This window comes from Pseudanabaena sp. SR411 (assembly GCF_002251945.1).
Taxonomy (GTDB): domain Bacteria; phylum Cyanobacteriota; class Cyanobacteriia; order Pseudanabaenales; family Pseudanabaenaceae; genus Pseudanabaena.
The window spans coordinates 21,833-40,108 of the sequence record NZ_NDHW01000111.1; the positions used below are offsets into that span (position 1 = coordinate 21,833).

Annotated in this window: 12 protein-coding genes and 1 tRNA gene; 6 read left to right on the top strand and 7 right to left on the bottom strand. The window is 42.2% G+C overall.

What is annotated here, in order from left to right; genetic code table 11:
- Positions 1-61 precede the first annotated feature (61 nt).
- From B9G53_RS11365 to uvrA, 4 genes are all read right to left on the bottom strand, one after another.
- Positions 62-1,831 carry an ABC transporter ATP-binding protein gene (locus B9G53_RS11365; RefSeq protein WP_094532250.1) on the bottom strand — a complete coding sequence of 590 codons (1,770 nt, stop codon included), beginning with the start codon at positions 1,829-1,831 and terminating at the stop codon, positions 62-64.
- A 71-nt stretch (positions 1,832-1,902) separates the two neighbouring features.
- Positions 1,903-2,325 carry a type II toxin-antitoxin system VapC family toxin gene (locus B9G53_RS11370; RefSeq protein ID WP_094532253.1) on the bottom strand — a complete coding sequence of 141 codons (423 nt, stop codon included), beginning with the start codon at positions 2,323-2,325 and terminating at the stop codon, positions 1,903-1,905.
- Entirely contained in the window at positions 2,322-2,609 is a 288-nt protein-coding gene (locus tag B9G53_RS11375; RefSeq protein WP_094532255.1) for a hypothetical protein, read from the bottom strand. Before B9G53_RS11375 ends, B9G53_RS11370 begins: the two co-directional genes overlap by 4 nt.
- 82 nt (positions 2,610-2,691) lie before the next feature.
- Complete coding sequence (gene uvrA / locus B9G53_RS11380) at positions 2,692-5,565, bottom strand: excinuclease ABC subunit UvrA (RefSeq protein WP_094532257.1); 2,874 nt, start codon at positions 5,563-5,565, stop codon at positions 2,692-2,694.
- 170 nt (positions 5,566-5,735) lie between these two features.
- On the opposite strand from uvrA, the gene B9G53_RS11385 reads away from it, so the two are divergent.
- The gene (locus tag B9G53_RS11385) at positions 5,736-9,731 is read left to right on the top strand and encodes a TaqI-like C-terminal specificity domain-containing protein (RefSeq protein ID WP_094532259.1); all 3,996 of its coding nucleotides are present in this window, start codon (positions 5,736-5,738) and stop codon (positions 9,729-9,731) included.
- Positions 9,732-9,782: 51 nt separating this feature from the next.
- Here B9G53_RS11385 and B9G53_RS11390 read toward each other — a convergent pair whose 3' ends face one another.
- From B9G53_RS11390 to B9G53_RS11400, 3 genes are all read right to left on the bottom strand, one after another.
- Positions 9,783-10,301, bottom strand: coding sequence for a cupredoxin domain-containing protein (locus tag B9G53_RS11390; protein WP_094532261.1), 519 nt, complete (start codon positions 10,299-10,301; stop codon positions 9,783-9,785).
- Positions 10,302-10,312: 11 nt separating this feature from the next.
- Positions 10,313-12,553 carry a heavy metal translocating P-type ATPase gene (locus B9G53_RS11395; protein ID WP_094532263.1) on the bottom strand — a complete coding sequence of 747 codons (2,241 nt, stop codon included), beginning with the start codon at positions 12,551-12,553 and terminating at the stop codon, positions 10,313-10,315.
- A gap of 170 nt (positions 12,554-12,723) precedes the next feature.
- Positions 12,724-13,155, bottom strand: coding sequence for a heavy metal-responsive transcriptional regulator (locus B9G53_RS11400; protein ID WP_094532265.1), 432 nt, complete (start codon positions 13,153-13,155; stop codon positions 12,724-12,726).
- Positions 13,156-13,403: 248 nt separating this feature from the next.
- On the opposite strand from B9G53_RS11400, the gene B9G53_RS11405 reads away from it, so the two are divergent.
- From B9G53_RS11405 to B9G53_RS11435, 5 genes are all read left to right on the top strand, one after another.
- On the top strand, positions 13,404-14,138 hold the full coding sequence (locus tag B9G53_RS11405; protein WP_094532267.1) for a DUF305 domain-containing protein: 735 nt from the start codon (positions 13,404-13,406) through the stop codon (positions 14,136-14,138).
- Between the two features lie 155 nt (positions 14,139-14,293).
- Entirely contained in the window at positions 14,294-14,932 is a 639-nt protein-coding gene (locus B9G53_RS11410; protein ID WP_254923632.1) for a DUF305 domain-containing protein, read from the top strand.
- Positions 14,933-15,077: 145 nt separating this feature from the next.
- Positions 15,078-15,150: transfer RNA gene (locus B9G53_RS11420), tRNA-Ala, on the top strand.
- A gap of 67 nt (positions 15,151-15,217) precedes the next feature.
- Positions 15,218-16,579 (top strand): hypothetical protein, encoded by a 1,362-nt coding sequence (locus B9G53_RS11425; RefSeq protein ID WP_254923633.1) that lies wholly within the window; start codon positions 15,218-15,220, stop codon positions 16,577-16,579.
- Positions 16,580-17,049: 470 nt separating this feature from the next.
- On the top strand, positions 17,050-18,264 hold the full coding sequence (locus B9G53_RS11435; RefSeq protein WP_094532275.1) for a hybrid sensor histidine kinase/response regulator: 1,215 nt from the start codon (positions 17,050-17,052) through the stop codon (positions 18,262-18,264).
- Positions 18,265-18,276: the final 12 nt, after the last annotated feature.

The window sequence follows — 18,276 nt, forward strand, 5'->3', positions numbered from 1 at the left end:
TTTTGATGGCGCGGCTTTGCCGCGCCATCAAAAATCAGTTTCTTATTTTACGGTGAAGCCCTTAAATATGGGTTTGTCCTGTTTGCAGATTCCATAAACCTGCGTAGATTCCATTGTTAGCAACTAGCTCATCATGAGTTCCCAACTCCACTACTTTGCCCTGATCCATCACATAGATGCGATCAGCATTACGAATAGTAGATAGGCGATGGGCGATCGCGATCGTTGTACGGTTTTTGGTGATTCGCTCTAAAGACTTTTGGATCGCTGCTTCTGTTTCATTATCCACTGCCGAAGTTGCTTCATCAAGAATTAAAATCGGTGGATTGCGTAACACTGCACGGGCGATCGCAATGCGCTGTCTCTGACCACCCGATAGCTTTTGACCTCGCTCACCAACGATCGTATCGTAACCCTTGGGCAAAATTTGGATAAAGTCATGGGCTTCAGCAATCTTGGCAGCTTCCACAATCTGCTCCACAGTTGCATCAAAGGAACCATAGGCAATATTTTCTAAAACTGAGCCATGAAATAGAAATACATCTTGGCTTACCCAACCCATGCAAGAACGTAGCGATCGCAATTCTAAGTCACGAATATCAATGCGATCGAGAAAGATATTCCCTGATTGAATTTCATATAAACGCAGCAGCAGTTTTACTAAAGTACTTTTACCCGAACCCGTTGCTCCGACAATGGCAGTAGTCTTATGGGCGGCGATTTCTAAGGATAGATTTTCTACAATTGGGAAGTTCACAGCATAGCCAAAGGTAACATTTTTTAATTGAATATCGCCAGTGACTAAGGAGTTTAGTACCTGTGAGCCTGAATGAATTGCGATCGGGGTATCTAGTAAATCGAGAATGCGGTTAGTCGAAGCCATCGCCCTTTGATATTGATCGAGGGTTTCACCTAAGCGCGTGAGCGGCCATAAAAGTCGCTGAATTAGATAAATCATCACGGAGTAATTGCCGACAGACAGCCTGTTTGCCTGAACCTCCAAGCCACCATAATAAAGAATCGCAATAAATCCCATAAAGATCAGGATTCTGATCAAAGGAACAAACGCGGCACTATAGGCGATCGCTTTGCGATTACTTTGACGATATTGATTACTTTCCTTCTCAATGCGTTTACGTTCATATCCTTCTGTGACAAACGCTTTAATTGTCGTGATTCCGCCGATATTATTCGATAGTTGCCCATTCAGTAGTCCCACTTTTTCGCGAACTTCCGCATAGCGTGGGGCAAGGAATTTCTGAAACCAAATTGAACCCCATAAAATAAATGGCATTGGTGATAGCGCTAACCAAGCCACATTGGGCGTAATCACAAAAAATGCACCACCAATCAACAGAATCGTCGCCGAAACTTGAATTACTTCATTTGCACCACCATCGAGAAACCTTTCTAATTGATTGATATCATCACTCAATATCGACATCAATCCACCCGAACTGCGATCTTCAAAAAAAGCTAGCTCTAACTCTTGTAAATGCTGATATGCATCAAGGCGCAAGTCATGCTGAATCGTCTGAGCAAGGTTACGCCACTGAAGCGCATAGGCATACTCAAAAATCGACTCTAGTCCCCAGATCACACCACTAATTGCCGAAAGTACTAGTAACTGCGCTGCTAATCCTTGGACACCAAAGGGATTTGCCCAGAAGTTCTCTTTTTGCAGTACTAGATCGATCGCTGCCCCAATCAGGACTGGCGGAGCCAAATCGAAGAATTTATTTAAAATCGAGCAAGTTGTTGCCGTCCAAATCTGTGGGCGATAATTACGGGCATAGCGAGTCAGTCGGATAAACGGATGAACATTAGTCATTGGATGTAAATTAGTTGCGCTGGGCTTACTTTTTAAGATAAGTGATTTTTAGTTATCCAAGTTCAAAATCCCTAAATTTTACTATCAGGACAAATCACCTCAAATGAGTCACGATCACTAATTTGATAAAATAGAAAATCTGAATCTAAAGTCAAAATCTTCTTTAGCCCTGTCTTTTCGGCAGCGAGTACTAAAGTTGCATCGGCAAGATCCATTGGGCGATCGCGATATTGTGCCATCAAAGCAAATAACCTTGCATAGTCTTCTATTTGAATTTGAAATACTTGCAGTGTTTGACTTAAGAGTAAGTTAGCGATTTGCTGTTGCATTATCCATCCGCCACGATGCAAAGCTAGATACATAGTTTCCGTTAAGCACGACCATGTGGTTAATAATGGTTGCTTTGATTTGCGGACTGCTTCTTTACAGGCTTCGTGTTTTGGTTGGGAGCGATCGCATAGGCACAATAAAACTCCTGTATCACACAAAATCATAGCTCTAGCCCTTGTTTTCGATATTTATCAATAAGTAGGGGTGTGTAGTCGTTTTGTGGTTGTTTCGTTGCGGTATGTATTGGCATAGTTTCACATTCTGCAAACCATTGTTCCCATTGTGCTGACCAGTCAATTTCTGGTTGAATGGAATTTTGGATGGTATTGATGAGTGTGTCATGTTGAACATATAAGCCTAGTGCTTCGATAATTGCAACATTAAGGGATTTACCTTTGTTTTGGATGAGATTGCTAAGTTCATCGGGTATTTCAATAGTGATTTGCATAGTTAACCTCTTAGTTCTTGAACTATATTGCAATCTTCTGATTCTAAAACAATTTGATAGTTGAAAGAATGTACATTATCTCCTAAACAGGTGTTTTAGCCCTTGGATATTCAGCCAATACTTGTTTGAGATACTTGCCAGTATAGGATTTTTTGACCTTGGCGACCTGTTCGGGCGTACCCTCAGCGACAATCTCACCACCGAGATCGCCTCCCTCTGGACCTAGATCAATCACCCAATCAGCGCAGCGAATCACATCGAGATTATGCTCAATCGTAATGATGCTATTGCCCTTATCGACTAGGCGCTGCATTACATCTAATAATTTATGCACATCGTAAAAACTTAAACCTGTAGTCGGTTCATCGATTAAATATAAAGTTTTGCCCGTAGCCCGACGCGCGAGTTCTGTGGCTAGCTTCACCCTCTGGGCTTCACCCCCTGAGAGCGTGGGAGCAGACTGACCAAGCCGTACATAGCCTAAACCCACATCCACCAGCATCCCTAATTTGGCATGAGCAGAAGGAATATTCTCAAAGAAATGCATCGCTTCTTCGATAGTCATATCTAACACATCGGCAATCGTCTTCTCTTTGTACTTCACCTGTAGAGTTTCGCGATTATATCTTGCGCCTTTGCAGACATCGCATTGTACATAGACATCGGGCAGGAAGTTCATAGAGATAACATTCACACCTTGCCCAGAGCAAGCCTCGCACCGTCCGCCTTTCACATTAAAGGAGAATTGCCCTGCTTTATAACCTCTCGTTTTCGCAGCAGTGGTTAGCGCAAAGGTTTCACGGATGACATCGAATAGCCCTGTGTAGGTGGCAGGATTAGATCTGGGTGTGCGTCCAATCGGCGATTGATCAATGACGATGAACTTATCGAGATGCTTCAGTCCCTTGACTTCATCAATACCTTTGGGAACTGGTACTTTGCGCGAAAAATTATGTTCAAGGGAATGGTGGAGTAAATCATTAATCAAGGTGGATTTACCTGAGCCTGATACACCCGTAATACATACCAGTTTTCCTAGAGGAATCTGGACATTAATATGTTTGAGATTATTGAGATAGGCGTTGCAAATTTCAAGATACTTGCCATTGCCTTCGCGCCGCTCTGCGGGTGTATGAATTTGTTTTTGTTTAGATAGATAAGCACCTGTGAGCGATTCAGGATTTTCTTCAATTTCTTTAACACTACCCTGAGCCACGATCCTACCGCCATGCACTCCTGCCCCTGGCCCGATATCGACAAGATAATCAGCAGCCCGAATGGTTTCTTCATCATGTTCCACTACGATCAGGGTATTACCGAGATCGCGCAGTTTCGTTAATGTGGCAAGTAGTCGCGAGTTATCGCGTTGATGGAGTCCAATACTCGGCTCATCCAATACATAGAGAACGCCTGTCAAACCTGAGCCAATCTGGGTAGCAAGGCGGATGCGTTGAGCTTCGCCACCTGATAGAGACATGGTAGAGCGATCGAGGGTCAGATAATCCAAACCTACATCTAAAAGGAATTGCAATCTTGCTTCGATTTCTTGTAATACCCGATCGCCTATTTGACGAGTTCGCGCATCAAGATCGAGATTTTTGAGGCGATCGCGACAAGTCCCAATTGGTGCTGACACAAAATCATTAATGTTATAACCACCAATCCGAACTGCGAGAGATTCGGGTTTCAGCCTTGTTCCGTCACAGGTTGAGCAGGATTCTTCGATCAGATAGTTTTCGAGTTTCTGCCTTTGTGATTCTCCTGCTTCTTTGTATTGCTGTTCGAGGATAGCGATCGCCCCCTCGTAGCGTTTGTAATAGCCCTCAGTGCGATCGCGATACAGCGAGTCTGGCTTAATTAAAATCTTCTCGGTAGTGCCATGCAGAATAATATCTATCTGAGCCTGAGATAGCTTTTCCCAAGGTGTGGTAATCTCAAAACCTGCATATTCGCCCACACTTGATAAGAGCGAAATATAGTAGGTATGGGTTTTGTCCGCCCAAGGTGCGATCGCGGCATAAACAGGTAAAGACGGATCAGGAACTAACAACTCAGGATTAAAGGTTTTAATGCTTCCTAATCCATGACAGGCTGGACAAGCGCCATAGGGAGAGTTGAAAGAGAACATACGCGGCGATAGTTCTTCCATGACTGCGCCATGCTCAGGACAGGCAAAGTTTTCTGAAAAAGTTAGTAAATTGCTACCTTTTTCAGATTTAGAGTCTGGGGATGAGGGTAAAATCTCAACCATTGCAATCCCTTCGGCACGTTTTAAACAAGTTGCCAGAGAATCGGTTAAACGTTCTTGAATATCATTTTTGCGAACTAGACGATCAACCACAATTTCAATATCATGGAGTTTGTTCTTATCCAGTTCAATATTGTCGCTCAGTTCACGTACTTCTCCATCCACCCGCACCCTTGCAAAACCTTCACTGGCTAAGCTGGACAATAATTTCTTATGAGTTCCCTTTTTGCCACGAATTACGGGTGCTAATAATTGAAACTTAGTGCGATCGCTAAGCTCCATAATCGCATCCACCATCCGATCAATCGTCTGTGGCGCAATATTGCGATCGCAGATCGGGCAATGGGGCGAACCTGCGCGTCCAAATAACAATCGCAAATAATCATAAATCTCGGTGACCGTGCCAACTGTTGAGCGCGGATTATGGGAAGTTGATTTTTGGTCAATGGAAATCGCAGGACTCAAGCCCTCAATGTAGTCCACATCAGGCTTATCAACCTGTCCCAAAAACTGACGGGCATAGGCACTTAAGGACTCAACATAACGGCGTTGACCCTCAGCAAAAATCGTGTCAAAGGCTAGGGATGATTTACCAGAGCCAGACACACCTGTAAACACGATCAGGCGATCGCGGGGAATTGTGAGATCAACATTCTTGAGATTGTGCTGTCTAGCACCCCTGACATGAATATGAGTATGGTCTGGCATTCGATCGCAGTTATGCTTTAGCTAGCGTAAAGATTTGTTACTAGTGTAGGCGATCGCTGCAATTTTTGTGGTTTCAACTAGTGAAATAATCATGAGGTATGGATTGAGATATAATCAGATGGCTGACTATAGAGTTTAGCGCCATCACCGAACCCTAAGAGAACCTGAGCATGACAGATGTGCAGAAGACCAACAAACCGCTATTTTCGCAGCATTACTTGGATCACAGAATTCAGGAATGTTCTGAATGGCAGCTTGATGTAGTGGGTAAGTTTGAGTCGCTGCAAAAACTTTATTTGTCTAAAAAGGATTTGTTGCCAAAACTAAGTGAAGCCCAGACAGAAGCAGAGTTTATTAAGCCTGTATTGGATATCTTGGGATTTAGTAATATTCCTCAAGTAACAACCCATGGGAAGGGGAGGGCTGAGCGTCCAGATTATGCACTGTTTACTAGTGAAAGCGATCGCAATGATGCTTATCCATTGCAAGGTAATGAGACGGCTTTTTATGCGCGGGTGAGTGCGATCGCTGAGGCAAAGTATTGGGAACGCGCACTTAGTAAAGCTTCGGCAAATGATCAGCGAGATATTTATAAAAATGCTAATCCATCCTTTCAGATTACGAATTACTTAGTGGGAACTGGGGTTGATTGGGGGATTTTGACAAATGGTCGTGAGTGGCGGCTTTATTATCGATTAGCTTCTTCGACTGCGACGGAGTTCTATCAAGTGGATTTGGTGGAATTGTTAGAATCGCAAGATAAGGATAAATTAGAAAAGTTTAAATATTTTTGGTTGTTCTTTTGTGGAGATAGTTTTGTTAAAGATCCACAGGGGCGTAATTTTTTAGAACGAGTACGGGAAGGGAGTAATACCTATGCAACGCAGGTGGGTAAAGAACTAAAAGCTTTGGTGTTTGAGCAAGTATTCCCAAGTGTCGCGGGAGGATTTGCAGCAAATGCTTTCCGATTGCAACATCAAGTAACGTCCGAAGAGATTTATGAAGCAACTTTATCATTTCTCTACAAGCTTCTATTTTTACTTTATGCTGAGGCGAGAAATTTACTACCAATTAATAGCGATTATCGAGATTATAGTCTAATTGAGATGTCCAAAGAAATAGCACAAGGAATAGGTAATCAAAAGAAATTTAGTCAAACAGGAACAGGACTATATGATCGATTGCTAAGCTTATTTCAAATTATTGATCGTGGCGATCCAAGTTTGGATGTACCGCGTTATAACGGTGGACTATTTCACTTTGACTTTAATCAGTCTGACGATCAGGTAGAATATCCTGCCAATCATTTTCTATTTCGATTTAAGCTTGCAGATGCAATTTTAGCGCCTGCCCTAGATAAACTAGCCAGATTTGAAGGACTTCCAATTGACTATAGCTTTTTAGGTGTGCGTCAATTAGGTTCTATCTATGAGGGATTGTTAGAATATCGTGTGGTAATTGACAATGCCGAAAAGGGAGAAGTACATTTAGAAAATGACAAAGGCGAACGTAAGTCTACGGGTTCCTATTACACCCCCGATTATATTGTCAAATACATTGTCAGTCATACTTTGAAGCCAATATTAGAAAAGCGATCACAAAGATTTTCTGAGCTAATGGCAGAGCTTAGCCAATTACATCAACAGTTACAAGACAAGCGTTTAGGCGTACAAAGTCGCAATGGATTACAGAAAGATTTGCAACGTTTAGGAAGGGAAGCCCAAACAACTTTGCTTGACATCAAAGTATGTGATCCATCAATGGGAAGTGGTCATTTTTTAGTCGAAGCTGTGGATTATTTGACCGATGAATTGATTTTGATTTTGAATCACTATCCTGAGCATAATCCGATTTTAGAAATGCTCAATCAGACCCGTGAAAGTATTTTAGATAATTTAGCAAAACAAGGAATTAGGATTAGTCCAGATCGGTTAGAGCCAACTCAACTTTTACAACGTGTGGTGATGAAGCGTTGCATTTATGGGGTGGATTTAAACTTGATGGCTGTGGAATTAGCAAAGGTAAGTTTGTGGTTGCATTCTTTTACCGTTGGCGCTCCGCTTAGCTTCCTCGATCACCATTTACGCTGTGGTAATTCGCTAATTGGTACAACTGTAAAGGAAGCTGAAGCCAGTATGGTACAAGAGTCAACGGGACAGTTTAATTTGCTTGCTGGCCCATTTGTAGGATTGCTACGCGCCGCCGAAATTATGCGTGGGGTGAGTATTCTCAGTGATGCTACCTTTGCTGAACTAGAACAAAGCGAAAAGCTATTTCGCCAATTCGATCAAGCGGCTAAACCCTATAAAAAATTGCTAGACATCTATGTATCGAAATTTTTTGGACTAAAACGTGCCGATCATTTCTTGCGTGTTTTTGGAACAAATGCGATCGCGGCAGATCCTACAAAAATGAACAAAGCTGATGCTGCTGTATATAAAAATTCTCAAAAGTTAAGTGATGAAAAGCATTTCTTCCATTGGGATCTCGAATTCCCAGAGGTATTCATTGATCTAGAAAATGCTTGTTGGCATGACAATGCAGGTTTTGATGTAGTAATTGGCAATCCTCCTTATGGGGCTTCTTTTACTGAACTTGAAATTAATTATATAAAAGAGATTTACGCATATGTTAAGTACAGAGTGGAAAGCTATGTATGCTTTATGGAAAAAACTTTTTCTTGCTTAGTACGCCCATCAGGATTGATATCGCTTATTGTTCCAGATAATTGGATGTATCTTGACTTTACAGAAAATTTAAGAATTGCTTTTTTACAAAAATCTTTATTGAATTCGATTGTTGCACTACCAAACACAGTGTTTTCTGAAGCTACTGTTGACACAACTATTTATGTGCTTGAAAAATCTGTAGATCAAGATGCTTTAGATAATCAAGAAACCTTAGTTATACCTTATGTAAAAAATGAATGTTTGTCAGAAATAAATCATATCAATCAAGAGAGTTATACTAGAAACCAAAACTACTGGCTAAAATCGTACGAGCATATTATCAATCCGTATCTATACCCTAACGATATTTTGATTCTTGAAAAGGTAGATATTATTAGCATCTCTCTGAATTCAATTGTAACTATTAACTATGGACTTAAAGATTATCAAAAAGGAAAGGGTAATCCTTTACAGACCTCAGCAACAATGCAATCTAGACCTTTCTCATCTATAACCAAAATTGATGACACCTTTAGCCCTTTTTTTGAAGGGCAATCTATTAGCCAATATTCGGTTGATTGGAATAATAATAATTGGATTAAATGGGGTAAATGGTTGGCAGAGCCGAGAAATAAGGAACTATTCAATAAAGAACGCCTTCTTTTCAGAAAAGTTGTTGGGGCTAGGCTTCTGGGAACTCTATATACCGAAGAAGCTTATACAAATACGTTGTTATATATTCTCAAGCTACGTTCATCATCAAGTTACAATCTAAAAACATTGTTAACTATACTTAACAGTAGTTTTATTGGTTTTGTCTTCCGCAAGAAATTCTCTATCCGAGAAGATGATACTTTTCCTCAAATTTTATTAGATGATTTTGCTGCTATTCCTATTCGCAATATTAAATTTACTACTCCACCCGATCGCCGTGAGCAGTCATTACAAAATGCGATCGCACTCTATAACCAATACCAAAGCGATCGCCAAATTGAACCTCTCTTAAACCAAGTCAACCATCATCTTAGTCAAGAGCAAGAAGAAGCGGATGTGATCCATGACTTGCTTGCTTATCTAGCCGAGCAAATGATCGAACTCAATAAGCAAAAACAAACTGAAATTAAAAGTTTTCTAAAATGGCTAGAGCGCTTTATCGGATGCGAAATTGATACACTTACCAATAAATCTAAAATTCAAAACTATTTAGGTGACTATTACAAAAATGAATCAAGCCTTAGTTTTGATGACCTAATCGAAGTTCTCAAGAAAAACAAAAAGAAAATTAAAATCGATCCTGTCGCTCGCAAAGAACAACAATCGCTAGAAAAAGAATATCAAGATAGCCTAAATACTCTTTTACCTATTAAAGAACAACTAACAAACTGTGACAAACTGATTGATGCGATCGTCTATCGGTTGTATGGTTTGACAGAAGAAGAGATCGCGATCGTGGAGGGAATGACAAATCCGCCATTAAGAGCCGAATGTGGACTTTAAGCGGTTTCTAAATAGTAGTTCCCAAACTGGGAAACTCAGTGAGGGTTTGTATTAATCTTCCACATTAATCGCTCCATGAAACATATTCATTCCACAGGAAAATTGATAACTTCCTATGGTTTGCGGCGTAAACTCAATCGGTGTGATTACATTTAGAGCCAAATCTTGAGCAATGTGGAAGTCAGGAAATAGAACCCTTTCCAAACAGCTACTAGGATCGCGACGCATGAAATTTAAGCGCACAGGAAGTCCACGTTTTACGGTCACTAGCGAAGGGCTATAACCACCATCTACAGTGATAATAACTTCCTGTACCCCCTCACTAGTTTCTGCTTGTTGAGACTTTGGCTTACTGAAAAGAAACCACCATAGCTGAGCGCTAATTAAGGCTAGTCCACCTACAGTCAAGCCAATTTTAAGCGCGAGTGGTTGTTCAATTCGTTGAAATTGGGTCGATCGCTTAGTATGTTCCTCAGTCATTTCCGTCATTTCTGCTGCCGATGCACTGGAGGCGATCGCCCCCAGAAAAGTGAGGTTAAGCATGAGGTTGATCAATTTAAGTTTTAGCATAGTTGTATTTTCTAGTTAGTAAAATTGGGACGAAATCCGCGTAGCCGCAAAGCATTGGTGACTACAGAGACAGAACTAAATGCCATAGCTCCACCTGCAATAATTGGATTGAGTAGCCAGCCAAAGAACGGGAAGAGAATACCTGCGGCGATGGGAATACCTGCGACGTTATAGATGAAGGCAAAGAAGAGATTTTGTTGGATATTGCGAATCGTGGCGCGACTGAGTTGGATAGCGGTGACAATCCCTTGGAGATCACCTGAAATCAGGGTGATATCACTGGCGGCGATCGCTACATCAGTACCCGTACCGATCGCTAAACCGACATTTGCTTGAGCCAGAGCAGGAGCATCATTAATGCCATCACCCACCATCGCAACAATCTTTCCTTCAGCTTGTAACTCCTTAATTTTTGCTGCCTTTTGATCGGGGCGCACTTGAGCAAAGACTCGCTTAATGCCGACTTCACGAGCGATCGCCTCAGCCGTTGGCAAATTATCACCTGTGAGCATCACAACTTCGATTTTCATCCGTTGTAAAGCATCAACCGCCGCATAGGAAGAAGCCTTAACTTGATCGGCAATGCCAATTAGACCTCGCGCTACATGATCAACCGCAATCAATACCACTGTTTTACCACCCACTTCCCAAGCATCTTGATACTGATGGAGTGCACTCGTATCAATGTTTAGCTCATCCATCCAGCGTCTTGTGCCGACTTGGATCAGCGCACTCCCAACTTTGCCTTGAACTCCGCTACCAGAAATTGCCTCGAACTCAATCACATTAGGTAGATCCAGCCCTTGCTGTTTAGCGTATTCCACAACTGCCTCCGCTAAAGGATGTTCCGAATTACGCTCGATCGAAGCTACCAGTTGTAACAATTCTCGATCATCGGGATTGAGGGCAAAAAAGTCTGTGACAGTGGGCTTACCTTCCGTAACGGTTCCTGTTTTGTCCAAGACAATGGTTTGAATTTTATGGGCTAGTTCCAAACTACCCGCATCTTTAATCAAGATGCCATTTTCTGCACCTTTACCCGTTCCCACCATAATCGAAGTGGGAGCCGCCAAGCCCAGCGCACAAGGACAGGCAATAATCAGCACACCAACGGCGGAGATAGTTGCCAGTGTCAAGTTACCCGTGACATTGAACCAGATCAAAAATGTCGTGATCGCAATGGAAATAACCACAGGTACAAACCAACCTGTCACTTGATCCGCCAATCGCTGAATTGGTGCTTTCGAGCCTTGGGCTTGCTGCACAAGTTGGACAATTTGCGCTAGCACTGTATCTTTGCCCACATGACTAGCTCTAACCTGTAAGCTCCCAGTTCTATTCATGGTCGCCCCAATCACGCGATCGCCACTCTTCTTCTCAATGGGAATACTTTCGCCTGTAATCATGGATTCATCGACAGTGGAGTTGCCTGCGATCGCTTCACCATCAACAGGGATTTTCTCCCCAGGGCGCACAAGCACGACATCACCAATCAGCACATTTTCAATGGGAATATCAAATTCTTGACCATTACGGAGGACTCGCGCCGTTTTTGGTTGCAATCCCATTAACTTGCGAATTGCATCGGAGGTTTCTCCCTTGGCACGATTCTCAAAGAGCTTACCCAATAGAATCAGCGTAATTACCACCACGGAAACCTCGTAGTAAACCTCAGGCTGTAAACCTTGAGCAATAAAGAAACTAGGGTTTAAGGTAACGGTGAGGGAATAGCAGAACGCTGCCATCGTGCCTAAGGCAATCAATGTATCCATCGTAGCGGTATGGTTCTTAAAGGCTTTCCAAGCACCAATATAAAAAGAACTTCCGCACCATATCTGTACAGGTAATGCTAGACAAAGCTGGAACCAAGAGTTATGCAGCCAATCAGGGATAAAGGGAAGATTCAACCCTGTCATCATCGGTAATGAACCGATCACTAAAATTATGCCAATCACACTACCTAAGCCCACTTTGCGAGTTAAGTCCTGTAATTCAGTTAAACGAGCTTTTTTATCTGCGTCCTCTCCATTTGCTGATAAATCTGGCACAAATGCTTCATAACCAAGATTAGCGATCGCTTTTTGAATGACATCGGGACTAGTTTTTTGAGGATTGTAATCAATCGCTATTTGCTCGATCGCAAAGTTGACATTACTGCTAGCCACTCCAGCCAGCGATCTCGTCATTGATTCGATGCTACTGGCACAAGAGGCACAGTGCATTCCTCGTAGTTTCATGGTAATCTTTTTCATTGTTTTTCTTTCCTAAACGAAATAATCCCAATTCACGAAAGTGTGATAACAACTTTTATGAATTAAAAGCAAACCCAGTAAGGGTTTTTTAAACTAAAATAGCTACGCCATTTTTAGTTTTGGTATGATGTGTTTGAGTGATGATGCGATACGCTTGGCGCGATGCATGATCACATCTTCTGTAAAATCGGACAAATCTCGCCTGTGGTTGTATTTACTGGGGGAGTCCAATCTTCGAGCAGTTCGTTAATCTCACCACGCAAAGTCATCAATTCGGCAATGCGCCGATCAATCTCTAGAATCTGCTGCTCTAATTGCTGCTTGATTTCAGCACAAGGAGCTACACCGCGATCGTGAACTCCCAAGATCTCCGCAATCTCTTGGAGGCTCAAGCCTAATTTCTGTAACCTTTTGATAAAAGTAATTCTCTTGATCGTGTCGGGAGTAAACAACCGAAATTTTCCCTCAGTACGTCCTGAAGACTTTAATAAACCAAGTTCTTCATAATAGCGAATCGTTTTAATTGGAACTTGGCTCTGGAATGCAACTTGACCAATTTGCAGTAATACTCGATCTTGATCCTGCGATAATGTCGCTACCATAGCTATCTCCTAGCCTTCGTTAAAACTCAAATAATTTAGATGTAAATCAACTTAAGTTACTTATACACTCTCCAGCCAAATGGAGAGTCAAGCCCTAGAAACTATATTTTTTTAGGTAATTGTGAAATGAGCCTAAAATGCTTGCTAGACAGTATTTTAATCGCGTTAAGTTTCCTTGCAAAAGAGTTAATTTCATTCTGATTTCATTTTCTTGAATTAGTGTAGAAATATAACGTTAGGGAAAATCTATGAACTCTAAAGATTCTCAAGACTCTGCCAGAGAAAGTCAGAACAGTCCCAAAAAACACAAAGCATTACTCTTGGGTATAGTGAGTATTCTCGTTGGTAGTACAGCCATTGCGATCGCAGCTACCAACATCGTTCAAGCAGAGCAAACACCACAACCCTCTACAAATACAAAACCAAGTTCAATTACTCAAAGACCAATGATGCCTCAACAAGGCATGATGATGCATGGCATGATGATGGCAGGTGAGCAAACTGATCGCCATTTCATCGAAATGATGATTCCACACCATGAAGGGGCAGTCCAAATGGCAGATCTAGCCCTCAAACTCTCTAAACGTCCTGAGATTAGAAAGCTTGCCGAGTCAATCAAGAACGATCAAACCCGTGAAATTGGGCAAATGAAGTCTTGGTATAAGCAATGGTATGGTACAGAAGTTCCGACTGCCATGAATCATCGCAGCATGATGGGAATGAAAACGCCAATGGTAACGAAAAGACCGATGGGAATGCAGAACATGATGGCAGTTGATCTGAAAACCCTCGAAACTGCTCCTGATTTTGACAAAGCCTTTATTGCTGAGATGATTCCCCATCACAAAATGGCGTTGATGATGTCTAGCATGATCGTTGACAGCGATCGCGCTGACATGAGATCTCTCTCTAATGCGATCGTTCAATCTCAAAGTAAAGAAATCGAGCAGATGCGTCAGTGGTATCAAACTTGGTATAAATAGCCAGATTCAGCACTTATTGCAAAATTAAAACCCCAAATTCTCTTAAAATCATTTTCCTGTCTTAACGCCTGATTCTCAAAATATGTTGTTCCATAACTGCTAAACGTCGAATTGCTTCACTAATTCTTATACTCACTGCTGTCACAAGTAGCGGATTGACAGCTTGCACATCGGCGAATAATTCTCTACCTGTAACGACAACAGAAACTCAACCTCCAAAAGCTGTAGAGAAACCAACACCAATGCCAACTTCCAGTGGCATAATGTCCCATGGAATGTCCCATAGCTCTATGGATTTGGGTGTTGCTGATGCTGATTATGATTTGCGCTTTATTGATGGCATGACACCACATCATCAAGGCGCGATCGCGATGGCTGAGGATGTCTTAAAAAATTCTCAACGTCCTGAATTAAAGAAGTTAGCGTTGGAAATCATCCAAGCTCAAAAGAAGGAAATTGCCCAGATGGGAGAATGGCGTAAAGCATGGTATCCCAAGGCTGATGATCAGTTAATGATGTGGCACGCAGAAGCTAATCATATGATGGCGATGACTCCCGAATTTCGGAAGAACATGATGATGAGTATGGATTTGGGAAGTGCTGACGATAAGTTTGATTTGCGATTTTTAGAGGCGATGATTCCTCATCATGAAGGGGCTTTAGTGATGGCAAAAGATGCGATCGCCAAGTCAAAACGTCCTGAAATTCAAAAACTAGCTCAAGAGATTCTCAGTTCTCAACAGGCGGAAATCGAGCAAATGCAACAATGGCGCAAAAGTTGGTACGCGAAATAGCTCTTATTCATTCTCCGCAACAAAGGGACGCAAAGCGTCCCTTTGTTGTTTTAATTTTTTTAGCGATCGCATTTGACATTAATCTCAATTTGCGCGATTATAGACAAGCTAATAAATTAATTAGTAATTTAGCTAGTAGATTTCTGGGGCTATAGCGCAGTTGGTAGCGCATCTCAATGGCATTGAGAGGGCCAGCGGTTCGAATCCGCTTAGCTCCATACTAAAATAGGGAAAGTGCAATGCGCTTTCCCTATTTTCTTGTGATAAGAAATTATGTATCAATTTATGTCTAGTGCTGTAGCCGCGATCGCTTTTTTACTTGCTGCTAGCCCATCTCAACCAATTAAAGCCCAAACCCCACCGATCCGTGCTTACCAGACTAAAGCCACGGCGATCGCTAGAGATGCTCAAATACTAGACCAACAACAAAAGGCAAATCCAAGTAGATTTGACCTCAAAAAATATCCGATTACAGACAGTAATGCTACCCATTGGCAAGAGTCCCTATGGGCGATCGGGGTTTTAGCTCTAGACAAAAGCTATGCTCTGCAAGCCCTCGAAAATGTTTTACAGATGACTACGGCGGCAAATCTCAGTGACCCGCAAAAGGGGATCATTGATATGGCGATGCAGGTAAGTTTAGAGCTATATACGCTTAAACCTGAGGTCTATGGCAAGCTGCAACCACATTTTTTACGCACAATTAATTCCAGCGACGATTCGCAATGGGTGGCGCTATCTTTAGCGGCGATCACTAAATCTGCAAATGCTGACCCGAACCAACTTGCAAAACTTAAACTCAAGGTGCAACAACGCTTTCCTAAATGGTCTCAAGATTTACACCTACGAGCGACGCTGCAAAATCTGCCTAGTGATCGCCTCGTAGCCGACAAGCCAAAAACAATTCCCAATCTTACGGATTTACTAAAATGGCAAGTTGCGCCTCAGCAAGCCCATGTGTATGTTCTCTGTCGTCCTAATCGCGATGTTTTATGCCTAATGCTCATCAAGGATCGCAACGGTAAATTTTTAAAACAGGGTCAGCAACTTTGGTCAGTGCCATTATTACTTCAGTCTGTTCGCAATCTGGACTGGTACTTTACAAATGGGCGCACCCCGCAGGGGCTGTATCGGATGGAAGGAATTTCACGGCAACCTGACGATGAGTTTTTTCATGCCTATGGACAATTTTCGCTGGTGAATTTGTTTGTGCCTTTTGAGGATGGCGTGAATGCTTTTTTACCAAATCAAAAAGGTAAATTCACGGGTAATTTACAAGCCTATCAAGCTCTTTTACCCCCAACATGGCGAGATTATGCGCCAATTCAGCAAACCTTTTGGGCGGGGAATGTAGGGCGATCGCTATTTCGGATACATGGCAGTGGTGCAGCGATCGATTTTTTCCGTAATAAAGATAAAGTGGTCAACTCCAAAAACTTTGACTGGAATGCCACCTTGGGATGTCTCTCAGCGATCGAAATTTACGATGATCGCGGCAGTTTGATCAAAGCTGACATGCCCAAAATTTTAAATGCTTTGAATACGGTTGGCAAAGGCAAAATCGAGGGCTATCTAATCGTTGTGGATGTTCCAAGTGTATCGAATGAGCCTGTCAGCGTCGCCGAAATTGCCAAATACCTCAACTAGAAAGTGCGGCGCATTGCACAACACTTCCTAGTTGAGATTGTTGCAAAGCAACAGTTTCAAAAAAACACCTATAGCAATGCAAGTTTTGCTTAGGACATAAAACCCCAAAGATGAGTGGCAGCGCGAAGCGCCGCCACTCATCTTTTTTGTCCGAGCTATCTCTTGCGTTGCTATACATACAAGTCTCTCTGTCTTCATTTCAAAGTATCTAAGCCCCCTTGTATAGCTATAGCCACCTGTATCAAGACAAATCAAAACCCAAATAATGTGAGGCGGAGCGAAGCGCCGCCTCACATTATTTGGGTTTTATGTCCTAACAAGAATAGCGACAGCTATATCTTAGAGAATTGATAGACCACTAGTTTTAGCTTTTCATGAACCTGAAGTAAGTCAGCTCACTGGATTTGGGTTTTAACAGTGTGACGGTTCTTAAAAACTGACATAATTTAGCTTAGTTACTGACTAACTTTATGAGCGATCGCCTGTCAAGCTACATCAATCAAACAACAGATAAAAATTCGGCAATCTCAAATCTATGCCATTCCTTAGAAGGCTGTGTATTGGTTGTAGATGACAACCCCACTAACTTGAGTGTGTTAGTGAATTTATTACGGGATGTGGGGCTGCGGGTCTTAGTAGCAACTGATGGCGAAAGCGCGATCGAACAAATTACATATATTAAGCCTGATCTGATTTTGCTAGATGTGATGATGCCAGGCATTGATGGCTTTGAAACTTGCCAACGTCTCAAGGCAAATCCTGAAACTGTCAAGATTCCGATTATTTTTATGACAGCCCTTTCGGAGACAGTTGACAAAGTGCGTGGCTTATCTTTAGGGGCTGTGGACTATGTGACTAAGCCCTTTGAACATGAAGAAGTATTAGTCAGGATTCGCACCCATTTAACGATCGCCAAACAACGTCAAACCATTGAGTCCCAAAATCTTGATTTACAAGCGGAAATTGCTGAACGCAAACGAGCCGAGGAGGCCCTAACTATTTTTCTCCATGCAGTTTCCCATGATTTACGAAATCCTGTGACGGGCTTGATGATGGTGTTAGATAATTTGGCGAAAACGGCAAGTAGTCCAGATGCGAATATTCTATTGTCCCGAACGACCTTGGAACGAATGCAACAAAGTGGCGATCGGCAATTAGCATTAATCAATTCATTGTTAGAGTCCCACGTGAATAATGTCCATGGGATTGTGATTCATCCGTATCCAATCGCCATTAAGGAGGTCATTCAAGCATCAATCAATGATCTTCAGCCACTGTTAGACAAAGAAGAAGCAGAAATTAATTTGCAAATCCACCCAAATCTACCGATCGCTCTAATTGATTCTGCTCATATCTATAGAGTTTTCCAAAATCTAATTGTCAATGCGATTAAACATAATCCCCCTAATCTCAAACTCACAATTTCCGCAGAGGTGAGCGACGAAAAGATGATGCTTTGCACCGTTGCTGATAATGGCGTAGGCATGACCAGCACTCAAAGCGAGAATTTATTTGAGCTTTATGCCCAGGGGAAAGACCACAGTAGACTCAATCGGCGATCGCTTAGTCTTGGCTTAGGGCTTTATATTTGTCGTCAGATTGTCCAAGCTCACGGCGGGGCGATCGGGGTGATTGGAGAACCAAATATTGGTTCTCAGTTTTGGTTTACGTTACCAATTGCTTAGTACTGTGGAAAA

Bases quoted from the DNA above. Each gene is read 5' to 3' on its own strand.
- uvrA (WP_094532257.1), bottom strand. From the start codon at position 5,565: ATGCCAGACCATACTCATATTCATGTCAGGGGTGCTAGACAGCACAAT.
- B9G53_RS11385 (WP_094532259.1), top strand. From the start codon at position 5,736: ATGACAGATGTGCAGAAGACCAACAAACCGCTATTTTCGCAGCATTAC.
- B9G53_RS11405 (WP_094532267.1), top strand. From the start codon at position 13,404: ATGAACTCTAAAGATTCTCAAGACTCTGCCAGAGAAAGTCAGAACAGT.
- B9G53_RS11370 (WP_094532253.1), bottom strand. From the start codon at position 2,325: ATGATTTTGTGTGATACAGGAGTTTTATTGTGCCTATGCGATCGCTCC.
- B9G53_RS11435 (WP_094532275.1), top strand. From the start codon at position 17,050: ATGAGCGATCGCCTGTCAAGCTACATCAATCAAACAACAGATAAAAAT.
- B9G53_RS11425 (WP_254923633.1), top strand. From the start codon at position 15,218: ATGTCTAGTGCTGTAGCCGCGATCGCTTTTTTACTTGCTGCTAGCCCA.
- B9G53_RS11395 (WP_094532263.1), bottom strand. From the start codon at position 12,553: ATGAAAAAGATTACCATGAAACTACGAGGAATGCACTGTGCCTCTTGT.
- B9G53_RS11390 (WP_094532261.1), bottom strand. From the start codon at position 10,301: ATGCTAAAACTTAAATTGATCAACCTCATGCTTAACCTCACTTTTCTG.
- B9G53_RS11365 (WP_094532250.1), bottom strand. From the start codon at position 1,831: ATGACTAATGTTCATCCGTTTATCCGACTGACTCGCTATGCCCGTAAT.
- B9G53_RS11375 (WP_094532255.1), bottom strand. From the start codon at position 2,609: ATGCAAATCACTATTGAAATACCCGATGAACTTAGCAATCTCATCCAA.
- B9G53_RS11400 (WP_094532265.1), bottom strand. From the start codon at position 13,155: ATGGTAGCGACATTATCGCAGGATCAAGATCGAGTATTACTGCAAATT.